Source organism: Microbacterium sp. 71-36 (assembly GCF_001898305.1).
Classification (GTDB): Bacteria; Actinomycetota; Actinomycetes; order Actinomycetales; family Microbacteriaceae; genus Microbacterium.
Map to the genome: position 1 here is coordinate 145,024 of NZ_MKTP01000006.1, position 17,903 is coordinate 162,926.

Sequence of the window (17,903 nt, forward strand, 5' to 3'; positions counted from 1 at the left end):
GGGTCAGCCTTCGCTCTCGTCCCCGGCCAGGGGCACCGGGTTGCGGCGCTTCTTGCGGCGCGCCCATTCGGCGGGCTGGTCGGGGCCGTTCCAGACCGTGATGATGCCCCAGGCGACCGCGGTGAGGGGCACCGCGAGCAACGTGCCGAGGATGCCGCCGATCGCGGTTCCGCCGGCGAGGACGACCAGGACGACGAACGAGTGCAGCTTCATGGTGCGGCCCATCAGCACGGGCTGCAGGAAGTTCCCCTCGAGCTGGTTCACGAGCACGACGACGCCGACGACGATGAGCGCGACGACCCACCCGTTGGTCACGAGCGCGACGAGCGCGGCGAGGATGCCGGCGGTCACGGCCCCGACGATCGGGATGAACGCCAGCAGGAACACGAGTACGGCCAGCGGCAGCGCGAGCGGCACCTGCAGGATCAGCAGACCGATGTAGATGCCGATCGCGTCGACGGCGGCCACGGACGCGGTGCCGCGCATGTACGACCCGAGCACGGTGACCGTCTTGTCGCCGATGCGACGCGCGCGGTCGTAGTCGCTGCCGCGGAAGGGGCGCAGGACGAACTCCCACATGCGCGGACCGTCCTTCAGGAAGAAGAACAGGATGACGACCATCAGGACGAACCCGGTCACGAACGACGCGACCGCGCTGACACCGGCGAGGGCGCCGGTGCCGAACTGCGCGCTGGTGACGAAGTCGCCGACCGCCTTCACCGCCTGGTCGACCTGATCCTGCGAGATCGCGAACGGCAGCGTGTGGTACCAGTCCTGTGCCTGCTGGAAACCGGCGGTGGCCTGCGAGCCGAGCTTGCCCCACTGGTCGATGACGGCGCTGACGACCAGCCACCCCAGGGCGCCGAGGACCACGACCACCGCGAGCAGGGTCAGCAGGGTCGCGAGCACCGCCGGGACGCCCTTGCGTCGCATCCACATGGTGACGGGCCCGAACGCCGACGCGAAGATGAGCGCGAGGACCAGCGGAATGATCACCAGCGTGAGCTGCTGGATGCCCCAGATGAGGCCGGCGACGAGGAGCACGACGACGATGATCTGCACCGCGCGGACGGCCAGCCGCCCGAACCCGTCGGCCCAGAGACTGCGCGGTGGCGCCTGCACCGCCTGGGCGACGGTGGTCGCGACGTCACGAGCGGCAGGATGGCGAGAGAACAGGCCCATGCTGAGAACGTAGCGAACGCCACCGACAGGGGTGCGCCGGTTGCGCGCGACCCCGGCGCGGATTAGGCGCCGGGGCCGTGGCATCCGGGATCAGGCGAACGCGCTCATCCCGGTGATGTCGCGCCCGAGCAGCAGCGCCTGCACGCTCTCGGTCCCCTCGTACGTGTGGATCGCCTCGATGTCGGCCATGTGCTGCATGACGCCGTTCTCGAGGAGGATGCCGTTGCCGCCGAGCAGGTCGCGCGCGATCGCCGCGACCCGGCGCGCTGCGCGGGTGTTGTGGTACTTCGCGAGCGAGGCCTGCGTGGGGCGGAGTCCGCCGGAGGTCTCGAGGTCGGCCAGCCGGCGGCAGAACAGCTGCATCGCGGTGAGCTCGTCGAGCATCTGCGCGAGGCGTTCCTGCACCATCTGGAACTTCGCGAGGGGCTTGCCGAACTGCATGCGCTCGGTGGCATATGTCCGCGCGGCTTCGTAGCACGCGGTCGCGTGGCCGAGCGCGGACCATGCCACGCCCGAGCGCGTGGCGTACAACACGGCCGACGCGTCCTTGAAGGTGTGGGTGCCCGGGAGCACGGCATCCGCGGGGAGGCGCACGTCGTCGAGCGCGATGTGGGCCTGGTGGATGCCACGGAGCGACACCTTGCCCGTGATCACGGTGCCCGTGTAACCCGGGGTGTCCTGCTCGACGAGGAAGCAGCGGACCTTGTCGTGGTCGTCGTCGCCCTCGGCATCCACGCGGGCCCAGACGAACGTGATGCCGCCGGAGGCGCCGTTGCCGATCCACTTCTTCGTCCCGCTGAGCGACCAGCCGTCGTCGGTGCGCGTCGCCGTGGTCTCGAGCGAGACGGAGTCGGAGCCGTGATCGGGCTCGGTGAGCGCGAAGGCGCCGAGCACCGTTCCGTCGGCGAGCGGCTGCAGCCAGCGCGCCTGCTGCTCCGGGGAGCCGAACATCGCCAGCGTCCGCAGCGCCAGACCGCCCTGCACGGCGAGGGCGGTGGCGAGCGACCCGTCGCCGCGCGACACCTCCATGTTCACCAGGCCGGCCGCGAGGGGCGAGGATGCGGGAAGGTCGGGGTGCTCGATGCCGTCCGTGAAGAGCTCGAGCTCGCCCATCCGTCGGAGCAGCTCGATCGGGTAGGTCGCGGCATCCCATTCGGCCTGCATGCGCGTGCCGACCTCGTCGACGAAGGTCTTGGCGCGGTCCCACGCGGCGCGGTCGGCGTCGGGGATGTCGACGAACACCGCGTAGTAGTCGGTGTCGCGGCGACCGAGGAGGTCGTACGAGGCGATGCGCTCGCCGGGGAGCGTGCGGGGCTGGGCGTCGGTGCTCATGTACTCAGTATCGCGCATCGTGGTACTGGGTGTCATGTGTGGGTTGGGGTGCGGCCTCCCGGGCTCGAGTGTCCAAGACACGCCGGATCGGCGCGTCGTGCAACGGCGTGTCTTGGATACTCAACAGGGCGCGGCGGACCCTGCTAGTGCGGCAGGCTCGCGCGCAGGCGCCGGGTGACTTCGGCGGCGGGCATGCGGCGGGGGAATGCCGCGACGATGAGGTCGTCGTCCGCGGCATCGGAGCCATCGGGGTGCACCCCGTACCGGCGGAGCACGTCGTCCAGAGCGCGGCGGAGAGTGGATGCCGGCACCCGCGCGCCCCGCATCAGGCGGCGCAGCACGTGGTTGTGCACGGCGGTGACGAGGGCCGCGAAGCCGACGGCATCCAGGGGGTCGAGCCCGGGAAGCGCTTCGCGGAGGTACTCGTCGAAGAGGCGCTCGTACCGGAACACCGTCACGATCTCGCGGTCGCGCAGCACCGGGACCTGCCGCACGATCGCGTAGCGGCGGCGGGCGAGTTCGGGGTCGGCGGCGAAGTGCCGGAACACACGCATCGACGCGTCGCACACCGCGGCCCACGGGTCGGCGTGGGGCTGCGAGAGGAACGTGCGCGTCTCGTCGAGGAGCACCTCGTGGTCGGCGAACACGACGTCTTCCTTGCCCCCGAACTGCCGGAAGAACGTCGACCGCGACACCCCGGCGGCCTGCGCGATCTGCTCGACCGAGGTCTGGTCGTAGCCGCGCTCGGCGAAGAGCGCGATCGCGGCGGCGACCACGGCGGTGCGGCCGGGAGGGGCGGGGGCGTCGGTCATGGGGGGAAGCCTACGGCCGTGGCGGGGTGCAGGGTCGGTGCTCAGTGCGGTGTGCCGGGCTCCGGAGGCTTCCCGCGGGTTTCGGTCTGGACGGTGCCTCACCGGGAGCGGCAGCCGGATGGGGCCGGAGCCCGGCACGCCTGGCCGGCCGTGGCTGACCGTTGCCGGTCGCGGCGCGCGCGATCGATGTTCGGCGGGGAAAGCTCACACGGGCCCGGTGCCGCCGTGAGACAAACGTTCGCGGGAGGTAACGCGGACGAAGAGGTCGGCGAAACCTCACCTGTCTACCGTCGAGGCATGGTCACTTCGAACTCGTCATCCGGTTCGGTCATCGTGGTCGGTGCGGGAATGGTCGCGCACCGCTTCGTGGAGAGCCTGACCGCCCGCGACACCGAGGGGCGCTGGTCGGTCACGGTGCTCGGCGACGAGGGGTACGAGCCGTATGACCGCGTGGGTCTCACGGGGTACTTCGGCGGCAAGACCGTCGAAGACCTGACACTCGACGCCCGCGTCCTCTCCCACGAGCGGGTGGACGTGCGCACCGGTGCGCGCGTCGTGAGGATCGACCGGGCGCAGCGCGAGGTGACCACCGCCGGTGGCGAGACTCATCGCTACGACCGCCTGGTCCTGGCCACCGGTTCGTTCGCCGCCCGTCTGGCGCTGGACGGCTTCGATCACCAGGGCTGTTTCGTCTATCGCACCCTGGACGACGTCGCCGGGATCCGCGCGTGGGTGGCCCGCCGGAGCGCGCAGCTCGGTCGGCCCCTGCGCGGAGCCGTGGTGGGTGGCGGGCTGCTCGGCCTCGAGGCCGCGGGAGCCCTGCAGGCCGAGGGGGTCGCCCCCTTCGTGCTCCAGTCGAACGAGCGTCTGATGTCGGCGCAGCTCGACCTCGGCGGGGCCAAGGCTCTGGAGCGTCTGATCCGAGCGCGGGGCATCGGCGTCCGCACGTCCTCGGTGACGACCCGGGTGGATGCCGACCGGTCCGGGGCCGTGTGCGGACTCGAGTTGCGGGACGGCAGCTGGGAGCCGGTCGACATCGTCGTCTTCACCGTGGGGGTGCGCCCCCGCGACGAGCTCGCCCGCACCGCCGGCCTCGCCGTCGACGCCCGCGGGGGCGTCGTGATCGACGCGGGCTGCGACACCTCCGACCCGGCGATCCTCGCGATCGGCGAGGTCGCGAGCTTCGACGGCCAGTGCATCGGTCTGGTGGCCCCGGGCTACGCGATGGCTGAGGTCGCCGCGACGCGCCTGCTCGGCGGAGAGGCGGCCTTCCCCGGCTTCGACACCTCCGCCAAGCTCAAGCTGTCGGGCGTCGAGGTCGCGAGCTTCGGCGACGCGTTCGCCGCGACGCCGAACGCCCTCGACGTCACCTACGCCGATCCCGTCTCGGGCGTCTACAAGAAGCTCGTGCTGAGCGACGACGCGCAGACCCTGCTCGGCGGCATCCTGGTCGGCGACGCCTCGGCCTATACGGCGCTGCGTCCGCTCGTCGGCCGCGCGCTGGGCGGCGACCCGGCCGCGTATCTTCTGCCCGAGGGTCTGGCCCCCGCCCCGCAGGGAGACCTGCCGGCAGATGCCATCGTCTGCTCGTGCAACGGCGTGACCGCGGGAACGGTGCGGGATGCCGTGACCGAGCACGACTGCGCGGATGCCGCCGAGGTCAAGGCCTGCACGAAGGCCGGGGCGGCGTGCGGTTCGTGCTTCACGCTGGTGAAGAAGCTCGTCGCGACCGAGCTCGCGGCATCCGGAAAGGAAGTCTCGAACGGGCTGTGCGAGCACTTCTCGTTCACCCGCGCGCAGCTCTTCGACGCCGTGCGCGTCTCGGGGCTGACGACCTTCACCTCGATCGTCGAGCGCTTCGGCACCGGGCGCGGGTGCGACATCTGCAAGCCGGCGCTCGCGAGCATCCTCGCGAGCCTCTACTCGGAGCACTTGCTCTCGGGCGAGCTCGCCACGATGCAGGACACCAACGACCACGTCATGGCGAACATCCAGCGCGACGGCAGCTACAGCGTCGTGCCGCGCATCCCGGGTGGCGAGATCACGCCCGAGGGGCTCGTCGTGATCGGCGAGGTCGCGCGCGACTTCGGGCTGTACACGAAGATCACCGGCGGCCAGCGCATCGACCTGTTCGGCGCCCGTCTCGATCAGCTGCCCGAGATCTGGAAGCGCCTGGTCGACGCCGGCTTCGAGTCGGGTCACGCGTACGGCAAGTCGCTGCGCACCGTGAAGTCGTGCGTCGGCTCGACCTGGTGCCGCTACGGCGTGCAGGACTCGGTGGGCATGGCCGTGCAGCTCGAGTTGCGCTACCGCGGGCTGCGCTCGCCGCACAAGCTCAAGTTCGGGGTCTCCGGCTGCGCGCGCGAGTGCGCCGAGGCCCGCGGCAAAGACATCGGGGTCATCGCGACCGAGGCCGGCTGGAACCTCTACGTCGGCGGCAACGGCGGCTTCACCCCGCGCCACGCGGTGCTGTTTGCCGAGGGACTCGACGACGACGGGCTGCTCCGGGCGATCGACCGCTTCCTCATGTTCTACATCCGCACCGCCGACCGGCTGCAGCGCACGGCCCCGTGGGTCGAGGAGTACGAGGGCGGTCTCGAGGCACTCCACGGTGTCGTGTTCGACGACGCGCTCGGCATCGCCGAGGATCTCGACCGGGCGATGGCATCCCATATCGACGCGTACGAAGACGAATGGGCCGCGACCCTCGCCGACCCCGAGAAGCTCCGGCGCTTCCAGAGCTTCGTCAACGCCCCCGAGGTCGCCGACCCCTCGCTCGCCTATGTCGCCGAGCGCGGCCAGGCCCGCCCCGCCACCGCCGAGGAGCGGTCGTCGGGCGCGGTCTTCATCGGCGGCACGACCCTGGCGGTGCGCTCGTGACGATCCTGGATGCCACGACCCCCGGGCGCGAGATCACGACCACCGACGGGTGGACCCGCGTGTGCCGCGTCGACGATCTGCTCATCGAGCGCGGGGTTGCCGCCCTCATCGACGGCACCCAGATCGCGCTGTTCCGCACCTTCGACGGCCGCATCTTCGCCACCGACCAGATCGACCCGTTCAGCGGCGCGGCCGTCCTCTCGCGGGGGATCGTCGGCGATCGCGCGGGAGTGCCCACCGTGGCGTCCCCGATGTACAAGCAGATCTTCGACCTGCGCACCGGCGTGTGCCTCGACACGCAGGGCAAGGAGCCGCTCAGCGTCCGGGTGCACCCGGTCGCCGTGACCGACGGCGTCGTGTTCGTCCGCATCCAAGGAGACCCCCGATGATCGCTCTCGCAGGACTCGACCTCACCGACCGGCTCGTCGTGTGCGTCGGCGGCGGCTCCGTCGCCGAGCGCCGCATCGCGCGGCTCCGCGCGGCCGGTGCCCGCGTCCGTCTCGTCGCTCCGGTGGCCACCGCGGGGCTCGCGGCGCTCGCCGCGGCGGGCGACGTCGAGTGGCGCCACCGCGCCTTCGTGCCCGAAGACCTCGACGACGCCTGGTTCTGCCACACGGCCACCGGCTCGGCATCCGTCGATGCGTTCGTCGTCGCCGCGGCCGAAGCGCGCCGTGTGTGGTGCGTGAACGCGGGGCACGGGGGCAAGGGCACCGCGCGTCTCGCCGCCGAGACGACGAGCGGTGACGTCATGGTCGGGGTCGTCTCGACCGCGGGCGCCGACCCGCGCCGCACCGTCGCCGTCCGCGACGCCATCGCCCAGCGCCTCGCCGAAGGCGCCCTTCCGCTCCGCCGCCGACGTCGCCCGCTCGTGGGGAGCGTGGCGCTCGTCGGCGGCGGCCCTGGCCCGGTCGACCTGATGACCGTCCGCGCTCGCGCGCTGCTCGCCGAGGCCGACGTCGTCGTGCACGACCGGCTCGGACCCACCGGTGTGCTCGCCGAGCTCGGCGACGACGTGGAGCTGATCGACGTGGGCAAGCGCCCGCAGCACCACCCCGTCCCGCAGGACGAGATCAACGCGATCCTCGTCGAGCGCGCGGCTCGGGGCCTGCGAGTCGTGCGCCTCAAGGGCGGCGACCCGTTCGTCTACGGGCGGGGCGGCGAAGAGGTCATCGCCTGTCGGGCGGCCGGCATCCCGGTGGAGGTCGTGCCCGGCATCTCGAGCGCGATCGCGGTGCCCTCGGCTGCGGGCGTGCCCGTCACCCACCGGGGCGTGGCCGGTACCCTTCACGTTGTGAATGGTCAGGAGTCGCCGAGCGCCGCCACCCTCGCGGCCCTGCGTGACGACTCCGCCACCGTCGTCGCCCTGATGGGGGTGAGTGCTCTGCCGCATTTCGTCGCGGCAGCCCGTGCTGCGGGAGCTCCCGAGGACCGTCCCGTCGCCTTCGTCGAGAACGGGCACACGCCCGAGCAGCGCACGATCCGCACGACGCTGGGAACGGCGATCCAGGATGCCGAGACCCACCGCCTCGCCAATCCCGCGGTCCTGGTCTTCGGCGAGGTCGCCCGCCCCGATCTGCTCCTGCCCGTGGCCGTCGCCCGGGGCGAGGGGGTCGGGTGACGACACCCGCGCGGACGATCAGCACGGTGCTCCAGGGGTGCACCGTGCTGCTTCCCGTCGACCGGAGGTCGGGGGAGCTGTCCGCCGCGCTCGAACGACACGGCGCGCGTGTCCGCGTGGCCCCGGCGTTGACGATCGTGCCCCACGTCGACGACGAAGAGCTCATCGCTCAGACCCGGGCGCTGGTCGACGACCCGCCCGATGTCGTCGTCGCCACGACGGGCGTGGGGTTCCGCGCCTGGATGGAGACGGCCGATGAGGCGGGCCTCCACGATGCCCTCGCGCCGGTGCTCGACGCCGCCCGCATCGTCGCCCGCGGCCCCAAGGCGCGCGGGGCGATTCAGCAGGCGGGGTTCGAAGCCGACTGGGTGGCCGAGAGCGAGACGTCGGCCGAGCTGCGTGACTTCCTCGTCGCCGAGGGCGTCGAGGGGCTGCACGTCGCCGTCCAGCACCACGGCTCGGGAGCCGACGGCCTCGACGAGGCGTTCGACGCCGCCGGGGCGCGGGTGACGAGCTTGACGATCTACCGGTGGGGTCCGCCGCCCGACCCCGAGGTCGTCGCGGCCTCGACGCAGCAGGTCGCGCGCGGTGAGATCGACGCCGTGCTGTTCACCTCCGCGCCCGCGGCCCGGGAGTGGATCCTCGCGGCCGAACGCGCCGACGCGCTCGAGGGGGTGGCCTCCCGTGTCGCACGCGGGCAGGTGCTCGTCGCGGCGGTCGGTCCCATCACCGCGGGCCCCCTGATCGAGGCGGGCATCCCCCCGCTCATCCCCGACCGCGGTCGTCTCGGCGCGTTGGTGCGGGCTGTCGTGACGTACTACGGCGGTCCCGACGCCCCGCTCATCCCGACCACGGCCGGTCGACTCGGCATCCGCTCGTCGGGGATCCTGCTCGACGGAACGTTCACCGCGCTGCCGCGCACGGGGGTGGAGCTGCTGCGTGCCCTGGCGATCCAGCCCGGGGCCGTCGTCTCACGAGAAGACCTGGTCGCCGTGCTGACGAACGCGGGGGCCTCCGCCCACGCGGTGGAGGTCGCGGTGGCCCGGACGCGGGAGGCGTTGGACGGCACCGATCTCATCCGCACGGTATACAAGCGCGGGTACCGGCTCGATGTGATCGACGAGGAGGAATCGTGAGCGCTGTGCTCATCGCGTGCGCCCACGGGACGCGGTTCGAAGAGGGGCGCGTCGTCATTCGTGAGCTGCTCGACATCCTGCGCGCCACCGCGCCCGACGACGTCGAGGTGCTCGAGGCCTACGTCGACGTGCACGGACCCTTCGTCGCCGACGTGGTCGCGTCTGCCCGTGATCGGACGTGCGACATCGTGATCGTGCCCTTGCTGCTGTCGACCGGCTACCACACCGAGGTCGACCTGCGGGAGGCGGCGGACGGTCTTCCCGTGGCCGCGCCCCTCGGCCCGCACCGGCTGCTCGCCGAGATCCTCGCCGACCGCGTGCGTGCTTCCGGAGCCGGGCCTGACGACACCGTGATCCTCGCGGCCGCCGGTTCCACCCGCCCCGGTGCGGTGGTCGATGTCGAGGGCATGGCGGCGATGATGGCGGATGCCGGGGTGCACGGCCCCGTCGTCGCGGCCTACGCGGCGGCCTCCGAGCCGCGGATCCCCGACGCCGTGGCGTCGGCGCGGGCTGAGGGACATCGGACGGTCGCGGCGAGCTACGTGCTCGCGCCCGGACACTTCTCGCGCGTCATCGAGAACGCGGATGCCGATCTGACCTCGGCCCCGATCGGCGCGGACCCGCGCGTGGCCGCCGTGGTGTGGGAGCGGTGGCGCGAGGCACGCGGCGGCGACCCGTCCTGACCGGCCGGCTCCGCCCGTCCGGGATGGGCGCTCACGCCGGGACGGTCTCGCGGGCCAGCAGCTCGGTGATGCGTCCCACGCATCCGCCGCAGCCGGTTCCGGCGCGGGTGGATGCCTTGACGCAGGCGATCGTCGGCTCTCCGGCCGCGGCCGCCTCGCGGATCGCGCCGGCGCTCACGCCGTTGCACCAGCACACCGTGGCATCCGCCGCGAAGGGGTCTCCGGCCGAGGGCATCCCCACGTCCGGAGCGTCCAGCCGCAGCAGCGACGAGCGGTCGGCGGGCAACTCCGACCCGCGTTCGAACAGCAGGGTGAGCTCGGCGCCGGTCCGCGGCATCCCGACGGCGATGAATCCGGTCAGGACGCCGTCGACGGTGACGAGCTTGACGTAGGCGCCGCGCGCGGGGTCGGCCCAGATCGTGACCTGGGGACCGTGGCATCCGGGGGCGTGTGGGGGCGCGAAGGGGTCGGCGTCGACGTCTCCGCCGGCCACGACGTCGACGCCCTCGGCCTTGAGCATGACCACCGCGGGGCGTTCGGGCGAGCCGGGGGCCGTGGGCTCGCTCGTCGACAGCAGCGCCGCGAGCCGGTCGGCCTGCCGCCAGCCCGGACCCACGAGTCCGCTGGGTCCCCCCGGCACGCGGCCGTGGGCGTCGGCATCGGCGGGGTCGGCGCTGTGCGCGCAGTCGCCGATCGCGAAGACCCGCTCATCGGTCCACGACCGCGAGGAGCCGTCGACGAGGATGCCGGTCGACGTCGCGAGACCGGAGTGGAAGGCGAGCTCGGTGCGCGCGCCGATGCCGCACGACAATACGAGCAGGTCGCCCGCGAGCACCCGGCCGTCGGCGCAGGCGAGCCCGTCGAACCACGCCTGCCCGTGATCGTCGTAGCGGTGCACGATGCTCTCGGCGCGCGCGTGGTGCACCATCGTGACCCCCGCGGCGGTGGCGGCGGCCGCCAGCACCCGTCCGCCGTTCTCGTCGAGGGTCCGGTTCATCGGGGCGGCGGAATGGTAGGCCACGATCACCTTGGCACCGGCTTCCGCGGCGGCGAGGGCGAGCTCCATCCCGAGCACGCCCGCACCGAGCACGACGATCCGCCGTCCCTCCGCCACCGCGGTGCGGACGTGTTCGGCGTCGGCGAGGTCACGGAGAGCCACGACCCCGCGCGGAAGCGGAGCGGTACCGAGATCGAGCGAGTCCGGCGTCGCGGCGCGCGCGGTCCGGTCGCGACGCGCGCGTTCCATGCCGGCGAGCGTGGGCACGTTCGCCCGGGCGCCGGTGGCGAGCACGAGTCGGTCGTAGGGCATCCGGATGCCGTCGTGCAGGCGCACCGTCCGGAGGTGGCGGTCGATCCCGACCACCGCGCTGCCGAGATGGAACCGCACGCCGGCCTCCTCGGCCACGCGGCGATCTCCCATGTCGAGGCCGTCGCGGTCCATGCGCCGAACGGCATATTCGGCGAGCAAGACGCGGTTGTAGACGTCGTGCGTCTCGGCACCGACGACGGTGAGGTCGATGCGTCCGTCGCGGACCGCGGGGAGCAGTCCCTCGACCAGCCGTGCGCCCACGGGGCCGTAGCCGACCAGCACCACACGTTCAGGCATGAGCTTCTCCCTCGCGCGACAGCCGCACGCGCGTGCGTTTGAACTCCGGCATCGCCGACGTGGGGTCGACGATCGCCTCGGTGAGCCGGTTGGCGCACTCGTCACCGGCGTAGTGGAACGGCAGGAAGACGGTGTCGTGCCGGATGTCGGCCGTCACGCTCGCCCGCGCCCGCACGGTGCCGCGCGCGTTCGACACCGCCACGAGATCGCCTTCCCGGATGCCGAGCCCCGCCGCCGTCGCGGGATGGATCTCGAGCCGTGCCTCGGGGCGGGCGGCGTTGAGCTCGGCGACCCGACGCGTCTGCGTGCCGGACTGGTACTGCTGCAGGTAGCGGCCGGTGACGAGGGTCAGTTCGCCGCCGCCGTCGGTGGGCGTCGGGGGAGTGGCATCCACCGGGATGAGGCGCGCGCGGCCGTCGGCGTGGGCGAAGCGTTCCGTGAACGGACGCGGGGTGCTCGCCGAGCGGAACGGCCAGTACGCCTCGACGCCGGTGTCGAGCAGCGCGTGCGACAGGCCCGAATAGTCGGCGATCCCGCCCTCGGACGCGCGGGCGAGTTCGTAGAACACCTCGGCCGGTTCGGTCGGCCACGTGGATGCCGCGCCCAGGCGCCGCGCGAGCTCGGCGAGGATCCACAGCTCGCTGCGGGCGCCGTCGGGCCCGGGTAGTGCGCGACGGCGGCGGAGCACGCGGCCCTCGAGGGAGGTCATCGTCCCCTCCTCCTCGGCCCACTGCAGGACCGGCAGCACGATGTGGGCCAGCGCGGCGGTCTCGGAGAGGAAGAAGTCGCACACGATGAGCGTGTCGAGGGCCTCGAGCCCGGCGCGTACGGCTTCGACGTCGGGAGCGGAGACGATGACGTTCGATCCCGCGACGAGCAGCGTCTTCACCGGCCCGCCGAGTTCGCCGAGGAGGGCGGTGGCCGGGATGCCGGCATCCGGGATCTCGTCCGGGGCGATGCCCCAGACACCTGCGACGTGCCGGCGGGCGTCCGGGTCGCGGATCGAGCGGTAGCCGGGGAGCTGGTCGGCCTTCTGCCCGTGCTCGCGCCCGCCCTGGCCGTTGCCCTGCCCGGTGAGGGTGCCGTAGCCCGAGCCCTCGCGACCGACGAGCCCGAGGACGAGCGCGAGGTTGATCGCGGCGGTCGCCGTGGCGGTGCCGTCGACGTGCTGCTCGACGCCGCGGCCGCTGAGGATGTACGCGCCGCCTTCGGCGAGGCGCCGCGCGGTCTGCCGCAGAAGCGCCACCGGAACGCCCGTCGTCGCCGACGTCCGCTCGGGCCACCACGCGGCGACGCTGAGGCGGACGGCGTCGAAGCCCGTCGTGCGCTCGTCGATGTACGCGCGGTCGGCGAGCCCCTCGGCGATCGCGATGTGCGTGAGGCCGAGGAGGAGGGGCAGGTCGGTTCCCGGCGCGGGTTGCAGGTGGAGGCCGGCGCCGTCTTCGGTCAGGCGCGCGGTGGCCGACCGTCGCGGGTCGACGACGATGAGGCCGCCGTTCGCGCGCGCCCCGGCGAGGTGTGCGAGAAACGGCGGCATGGTCGCCGCGACGTTCGAGCCGAGCAGCAGGATCGTGCGGGCGTCGTCGAGATCGGTCACTGGGAAGGGCAGGCCGCGGTCCATTCCGAACGCCCGGTGGGATGCCGCTGCCGCCGACGACATGCAGAAACGGCCGTTGTAGTCGATGCGCGAGGTGCCGAGAGCGACCCGGGCGAACTTGCCGAGCTGGTAGGCCTTCTCGTTCGTCAGACCGCCGCCCCCGAAGATGGCGTTCGCGTCGGGTCCGTGGTTCGCTCGCGTCTCGCGGAACGCCGCGGCCACGGCATCCAGGGCCTCGTCCCACGTGACTTCGGCGAGGGTTCCGTCGGGGCGCCGCATCAGTGGCATCCGGAGTCGGTGGGGGGATGCCAGGAGCTCCGCCGACGTCCAGCCCTTGGCGCAGAGCCCTCCCCGGTTGGTGGGGAAGTCGCGGCCGGTGACCGCCGTCTCGCTGTCGTGGAGGACGGTCATCGCGCACTGCAGCGCGCAGTAGGGGCAGTGGGTGTCGGCGGAGCTCATGGTGTGCATCAGATGCGGGTGCCGGTCTTCTTCGACATCGTCAGGTAGACGCCGGCCGTGATCGCGAGGAAGACGACGTACGCGCCGATGAACCAGGTGAGGGCGGGGACGTACGAGCCGAACGACGTCTTCGACAGGCCGAGCAGCTGCGGGATGAAGAATCCGCCGTATGCACCGATCGCCGAGATGAGTCCGAGGGCCGCGGCGGCCTTGCGCTGCGCGCCGACGCCGTCCTTCGCGCGCAGGGCGAAGATCGTCGGGATCATCCGGTAGGTCGAGCCGTTGCCGATGCCCGCCGCCGCGAAGAGCACGAGGAAGCAGAGCAGGAAGATCGCGAAGTTCTGCAGCGGCAGGGTGAGGACCACGCTCAGGATGCCGAGCCCCATCGCCGTGAAGGCGCCGATGGTGATGTGGGTGCCGCCGAAGCGGTCGGCGAGCTTGCCGCCGTAGGGGCGGGCGAGCGAGCCGACGAGCGCGCCGAGGAACGCGAGGGTCACGGTGGCCGTGCCGATCGTGAATCCCTTGAAGTCGGGGAACGTGTCGGCGAGCAGCTTCGGGAAGACGCCCGCGAAGCCGATGAACGAGCCGAACGTGCCGATGTAGAGGACCGACAGGATCCACAGGTGCGGCTCTTTCAGAGCGGCGAGGGATGCCGCGATGTCGGCCTTCGCGGCCGAGAGGTTGTCCATGCGGAAGTACGCGCCGATCATGGCGACGAGGATCAGCGGAACCCAGATCAGACCCGCGAGCGGCAGATTCAGGGTCGCGGCGGCGCCGACGGTGATGACGATCGGGACGACGAACTGCGCAACCGAGGCTCCGAGGTTGCCGCCGGCGGCGTTGAGTCCGAGCGCGTAGCCCTTCTGCGCCGCAGGGTAGAAGAACGTGATGTTCGACATCGAGCTGGCGAAGTTGCCGCCGCCGAAGCCGGCCAGAGCGGCGATGACGAGGAGCACGCCGAAGGGCGTTGCCGGGTTGCTGACGGCGATGGCCAGCCCGATCGTCGGGATGAGGAGAAGGCCGGCCGACACGATCGTCCAGTTACGGCCGCCGAAGCGCGGAACCATGAACGTGTAGGGGATCCGCAGGGTCGCCCCGACGAGGCTCGGCATCGAGATGAGCCAGAAGATCTCACCCGTCGACAGCTGGAAGCCAGCCGCCGGCAGCGACACCACCACGACCGACCACAGTTGCCACACGACGAACCCGAGGAACTCGGCGAAGATCGACCACCGCAGGTTGCGGCCGGCGATGGCCTTGCCCACGGTGTTCCACTGCGTGGAGTTCTCGGGGTTCCAGTTGTCGATCCAGCGGCCGGGGCGGTGGACGAGCTCTTCGGTTTGGATCGCGGCCGGGGGCGGTGTGGCGGTTTCGGGGCGCGGGTCGGTGACGGTCACTGGGGATCCTCCGGTCAGCGATGGGGGAGGTGCAGCGCCCCGCATTGACGAGGCGTGCCGTCAGCGTAGGAAGGAGGCGTTACCCCCGACCGCGCCGGGTGGGGCGGCGGGGTAACGATGTGCTCACCGCGGGAGGGGGTGGGGGAGAGGGGGAGTTTACGTGCGCGTTACATGTGTCCCTGATGGCTACACAGGCGACAGGCATCCGATGAGTGCGGGACCGGCATACAGCCGATCACCGGCTTCACCGCTCGCTGAGTCTGATCTCCGAACACTGCGAATGAATCGATCGATCGGCGGATCAATCGACCGACTTACTCGTCTCCTAGGTGTTGGACCCGGCGCCGGACACGCTCAGCTAATTGCCTGGCTCTGTCGTCGCGATGGGAACGTCAATGCGGTCGCGAGCTACGACAATGCCGTCCTTCAGTACGAAGCACTCGACGACATGGTCTCCACGGAAGCTCGTATGCTCCCGTCGCTCACCTGGCCTGGACGAGTCAATGATCTGCCCGCGAACGCAGTCGCGGCGAACCGCCTCGGGGCCTCTGTTGAGAACCTTCCACTTCAGCTCGTACGGCTCCGGCACGTCACACGATGTCAGGAAGAACCGCAGGTCCTTGCTCGCTAATAGCGGCTGACGAGACGCGAGCAAGTCGAGCAATCGCCTCGGCCGCCACCCGTTCTGCGTCACTTCGCAGTCGATGAAGACGGTGGCAGAGATGTCGACGGGATAGACGTCCTCAATAAATTCCTCCGTGCTGAAAGTCAGCGCGGCGGAGCCGGCTCCAGCGAGAGACTTAGTCACGGTCAATGGTGCGGCCTTGCCGAAAACCTCGCGCCACTTCTTCGCAGCTGCGGTGGTCTCGCCGGCATCAATGGCTTCGACGCAGCGGCTGTGCGCCTTCTTAGCTTTCGACTGGAACTTCCCTTTTACCTTAACCCGCTGGTGGCTACCCAGGGCAAGGTAGAAGTCCTTCTCTGGCTCATCCTTCAGGAACTCGAAAAAGTCTCGAGCCATCTCGTCGAAGGTGTCGGTTGTAGCCGCGTCGTAGACAGTGGTCGTCGAGAAAAATCGGTGAACCAGAGTGTCGATCAGCAGTCCACCCATCGGAGCGCCGTTGTGGTTCTTCCACGCCCGCACCATTCGCGCGAGGTGGCGCATGTTCTTGTGGGTGCGGTCGTTGCACTCCTTTGTCGCGGTGATCTCATCGCGAGGCTTGGTGCACTTCCACGCCTTCGCGACAGTGTCCGGGTAATCGAAGGTGAAGTCATCGTTCTCGAAAGCAGGCTGTACCTCGAACTTGAATGCGTTGCTGGTGAACTGCACCCTCACCACGCACTGGTCGACGCGCACCTCCGTTGTGGGATACCGCGCAATCAGGGCATCTCGCACCCGGTTCAACATTCGTCGCGGCCCGTTCTCGTCCGCGTAGGTTTCTCGCAGAGAGTTAGGCACTATGAAGATCATGTCCAGGTCGGATACGGCGTGCACGGCGGTGTGCCGTCCGTACGAACCCACCATCAGTCGGTTGTTGGTCGCGCCGTCTTTGCCGCGAAACTCCTTATTGAGCGCCTTCGCGATCTCATCGCGACGAGCCGCGACGGTCACGTTCTTCCCGCCCACCTTAAGATTTTGCAGTAACTCGTCAAAAAGTTCTGAGGTTTTCATGCGGAATTTTCCTTTGTTCCTAGCCGCAACTGGGCGGGGAGGAAGAGATCAATCTCCTCGACAGTGAACGTCATCTCTTCGTTCCTCTTCAATCCGGCTTGCGCTTTAATGAACGCCTTGTCGCCGGTGCGAGGAGCGCCGGCGTACGTCGCGCGGGTGGTCTCTTGAAGGTGGTCGCGTTGTTCCCTCGCCTCATTCGACGAGAGTTGACCGTCCATGAGATCCGTGATCAAGGAAAGGTACGACTCGCGCACGTCCCATAGCTGCGCGGCGACATCGCGATGCGAGCCGGCGTCCTCCGCGAAGGTGAAGGTTTTCGTTGCCAGGCTCACACCCGTCACCAGCAGCGCAACGAAGGAGACGATCACGCTGGCCACCTGCGGGTTCAGTACCAACCCCGCCAGGGACGCGAGGAAGGTCGTAGTGCTGAGCGCCGTGAGCGTGATCAGGATTCCTTGCTGCCATCGATGCAGCATGAAGTACTGGTCCGCCTGCTTCTCATGAATCTTGTGGCTGTATACGACGCGGCCGAAGGCTTCGCGGACCTGGGCAAGCAGAAGATCGTCGCGTCCTGACGCCAGGCGAAGCGGCGTCTTCGTGGGCTCGTCTGTCATGAGGAGAGTATGGCGGCCACCTCCGACATGCCGACGAAGCAGTGGGTACTCCACCCCACGTAGGGGCTGCAGGAGCCCTAAATCCGGTGTCCAGTTCACGAGTGAGCGAGTTGCCTCACGCGGCATCGAGGGGACCGATTCCGCGACGCATCTCGTTCGTCAGCCACCGCCGGTGCGCGAGCCAGCGGCCTTCGCTACGCTGGTGAGCACGGGGGGCGCGATGGCCAAGAAGGCAAGGCTGGGTTTCGGATTCAACATCGGCGGAGATCAGGCAGAGGCTGACCCGCTTCTGGAGGAGTCGTTTTACGCGTCTTCGCAGTACGAGGCGATGAGTAGTCGCGAGGACACGCGTTGTTTTGTTGTGGGGCGGACCGGATCCGGTAAATCTGCTGCCTTTAAGATGCTGAGCGATGAACACCCCTCAAAGGTCATTCGGATTGTTCCTGAGGATCTTTCTCTGCCATATATCACGAACCTGGACGTTGTTCAGTAACTGCAGGCTCTTGATGTCGACATGCAGTCCTTCTGGAAGGCGCTATGGCGGCATGTTCTGATCGTAGAGGTGATACGACACCGATATCGCGTCGATTCGGCGGATTCAAAAGTTACGGTCCTGCAGACGCTGCGCGAAAAGCTCATCAGAAACCCCGGAAAGAAGCTTGCGCTCTCGTATCTGGACGAGTTTGAGGGCAAGTTTTGGGCTGAGACTGACGAACGCGTTCGAGAGATCACGTCAACGCTCACTCAGCGATTGCAAGGAGAGGCTTCCGCAAGTGCTGGCATTCCAGGGCTGGGGGAAGCTAGGGCGTGTTGCTAAACCCTTGAGTGCTGCGTGGGTGAGTCTTGAGGGTGTGTCGCGTGATGTGATCTCTGATGACGCGTGGGCTGTGATCGGGCCGCTGTTCCCGACTGCGA

Annotated in this window: 14 protein-coding genes; 6 read left to right on the forward strand and 8 right to left on the reverse strand. The window is 69.9% G+C overall.

The genetic code is table 11. From position 1 onward, the window contains the following. Nucleotides 1-3 precede the first annotated feature (3 nt). From BGO45_RS14805 to BGO45_RS14815, 3 genes are all read right to left on the reverse strand, one after another. Nucleotides 4-1,182, reverse strand: a complete 1,179-nt coding sequence (locus tag BGO45_RS14805) for an AI-2E family transporter (protein ID WP_292695570.1) — start codon at nucleotides 1,180-1,182, stop codon at nucleotides 4-6. Nucleotides 1,183-1,272: 90 nt separating this feature from the next. Continuing rightward, nucleotides 1,273-2,514 carry an acyl-CoA dehydrogenase family protein gene (locus BGO45_RS14810; protein WP_292695573.1) on the reverse strand — a complete coding sequence of 414 codons (1,242 nt, stop codon included), beginning with the start codon at nucleotides 2,512-2,514 and terminating at the stop codon, nucleotides 1,273-1,275. Between the two features lie 143 nt (nucleotides 2,515-2,657). Further along, nucleotides 2,658-3,326: a TetR/AcrR family transcriptional regulator gene (locus BGO45_RS14815; RefSeq protein ID WP_292695576.1), complete on the reverse strand. Its 669-nt coding sequence runs from the start codon at nucleotides 3,324-3,326 to the stop codon at nucleotides 2,658-2,660. A gap of 297 nt (nucleotides 3,327-3,623) precedes the next feature. Between BGO45_RS14815 and nirB the strand changes: the two genes are divergently transcribed. The 5 genes from nirB to BGO45_RS14840 are packed head-to-tail and all read left to right on the forward strand — an operon-like array spanning nucleotide 3,624 to nucleotide 9,643. After that, a complete protein-coding gene (gene nirB / locus BGO45_RS14820) occupies nucleotides 3,624-6,206 on the forward strand; it encodes a nitrite reductase large subunit NirB (protein ID WP_292695578.1) in 2,583 nt (860 codons plus the stop codon). Nucleotides 6,207-6,208: 2 nt separating this feature from the next. Continuing rightward, nucleotides 6,209-6,595 (forward strand): nitrite reductase small subunit NirD, encoded by a 387-nt coding sequence (gene nirD / locus BGO45_RS14825; RefSeq protein WP_292695603.1) that lies wholly within the window; start codon nucleotides 6,209-6,211, stop codon nucleotides 6,593-6,595. Beyond that, a complete protein-coding gene (gene cobA / locus BGO45_RS14830) occupies nucleotides 6,592-7,824 on the forward strand; it encodes a uroporphyrinogen-III C-methyltransferase (RefSeq protein WP_292695580.1) in 1,233 nt (410 codons plus the stop codon). The genes nirD and cobA overlap by 4 nt, the downstream gene beginning before the upstream one ends. Next, the gene (locus BGO45_RS14835; protein WP_292695583.1) at nucleotides 7,821-8,960 is read left to right on the forward strand and encodes a uroporphyrinogen-III synthase; all 1,140 of its coding nucleotides are present in this window, start codon (nucleotides 7,821-7,823) and stop codon (nucleotides 8,958-8,960) included. Before cobA ends, BGO45_RS14835 begins: the two co-directional genes overlap by 4 nt. After that, on the forward strand, nucleotides 8,957-9,643 hold the full coding sequence (locus BGO45_RS14840; RefSeq protein WP_292695585.1) for a sirohydrochlorin chelatase: 687 nt from the start codon (nucleotides 8,957-8,959) through the stop codon (nucleotides 9,641-9,643). The genes BGO45_RS14835 and BGO45_RS14840 overlap by 4 nt, the downstream gene beginning before the upstream one ends. A gap of 31 nt (nucleotides 9,644-9,674) precedes the next feature. Here the strand turns inward: BGO45_RS14840 and BGO45_RS14845 are convergent, their stop codons facing one another. The 5 genes from BGO45_RS14845 to BGO45_RS14865 all read right to left on the reverse strand — a co-directional run bounded on the left by BGO45_RS14845 (nucleotide 9,675) and on the right by BGO45_RS14865 (nucleotide 16,988). After that, complete coding sequence (locus tag BGO45_RS14845; protein WP_292695588.1) at nucleotides 9,675-11,249, reverse strand: FAD-dependent oxidoreductase; 1,575 nt, start codon at nucleotides 11,247-11,249, stop codon at nucleotides 9,675-9,677. Then, nucleotides 11,242-13,305, reverse strand: a complete 2,064-nt coding sequence (locus BGO45_RS14850) for a molybdopterin oxidoreductase family protein (RefSeq protein WP_292695590.1) — start codon at nucleotides 13,303-13,305, stop codon at nucleotides 11,242-11,244. The genes BGO45_RS14845 and BGO45_RS14850 overlap by 8 nt, the downstream gene beginning before the upstream one ends. An 8-nt stretch (nucleotides 13,306-13,313) precedes the next feature. Continuing rightward, nucleotides 13,314-14,651: an MFS transporter gene (locus BGO45_RS14855; protein ID WP_292695606.1), complete on the reverse strand. Its 1,338-nt coding sequence runs from the start codon at nucleotides 14,649-14,651 to the stop codon at nucleotides 13,314-13,316. A 409-nt stretch (nucleotides 14,652-15,060) separates the two neighbouring features. Next, nucleotides 15,061-16,374: a hypothetical protein gene (locus tag BGO45_RS14860; RefSeq protein ID WP_292695593.1), complete on the reverse strand. Its 1,314-nt coding sequence runs from the start codon at nucleotides 16,372-16,374 to the stop codon at nucleotides 15,061-15,063. After that, the gene (locus tag BGO45_RS14865) at nucleotides 16,371-16,988 is read right to left on the reverse strand and encodes an SLATT domain-containing protein (protein ID WP_292695596.1); all 618 of its coding nucleotides are present in this window, start codon (nucleotides 16,986-16,988) and stop codon (nucleotides 16,371-16,373) included. Before BGO45_RS14865 ends, BGO45_RS14860 begins: the two co-directional genes overlap by 4 nt. A 202-nt stretch (nucleotides 16,989-17,190) precedes the next feature. On the opposite strand from BGO45_RS14865, the gene BGO45_RS14870 reads away from it, so the two are divergent. Then, nucleotides 17,191-17,481, forward strand: a complete 291-nt coding sequence (locus BGO45_RS14870; protein WP_292695598.1) for a hypothetical protein — start codon at nucleotides 17,191-17,193, stop codon at nucleotides 17,479-17,481. Nucleotides 17,482-17,903: the final 422 nt, after the last annotated feature.

What these genes read in the sequence shown, in the direction of transcription:
- cobA (WP_292695580.1), top strand. Translation starts at nt 6,592, where the DNA reads ATGATCGCTCTCGCAGGACTCGACCTCACCGACCGGCTCGTCGTGTGC.
- BGO45_RS14860 (WP_292695593.1), bottom strand. Translation starts at nt 16,374, where the DNA reads ATGAAAACCTCAGAACTTTTTGACGAGTTACTGCAAAATCTTAAGGTG.
- BGO45_RS14805 (WP_292695570.1), bottom strand. Translation starts at nt 1,182, where the DNA reads ATGGGCCTGTTCTCTCGCCATCCTGCCGCTCGTGACGTCGCGACCACC.
- BGO45_RS14810 (WP_292695573.1), bottom strand. Translation starts at nt 2,514, where the DNA reads ATGAGCACCGACGCCCAGCCCCGCACGCTCCCCGGCGAGCGCATCGCC.
- BGO45_RS14850 (WP_292695590.1), bottom strand. Translation starts at nt 13,305, where the DNA reads ATGAGCTCCGCCGACACCCACTGCCCCTACTGCGCGCTGCAGTGCGCG.
- BGO45_RS14845 (WP_292695588.1), bottom strand. Translation starts at nt 11,249, where the DNA reads ATGCCTGAACGTGTGGTGCTGGTCGGCTACGGCCCCGTGGGCGCACGG.
- BGO45_RS14815 (WP_292695576.1), bottom strand. Translation starts at nt 3,326, where the DNA reads ATGACCGACGCCCCCGCCCCTCCCGGCCGCACCGCCGTGGTCGCCGCC.
- nirB (WP_292695578.1), top strand. Translation starts at nt 3,624, where the DNA reads ATGGTCACTTCGAACTCGTCATCCGGTTCGGTCATCGTGGTCGGTGCG.
- BGO45_RS14865 (WP_292695596.1), bottom strand. Translation starts at nt 16,988, where the DNA reads ATGACAGACGAGCCCACGAAGACGCCGCTTCGCCTGGCGTCAGGACGC.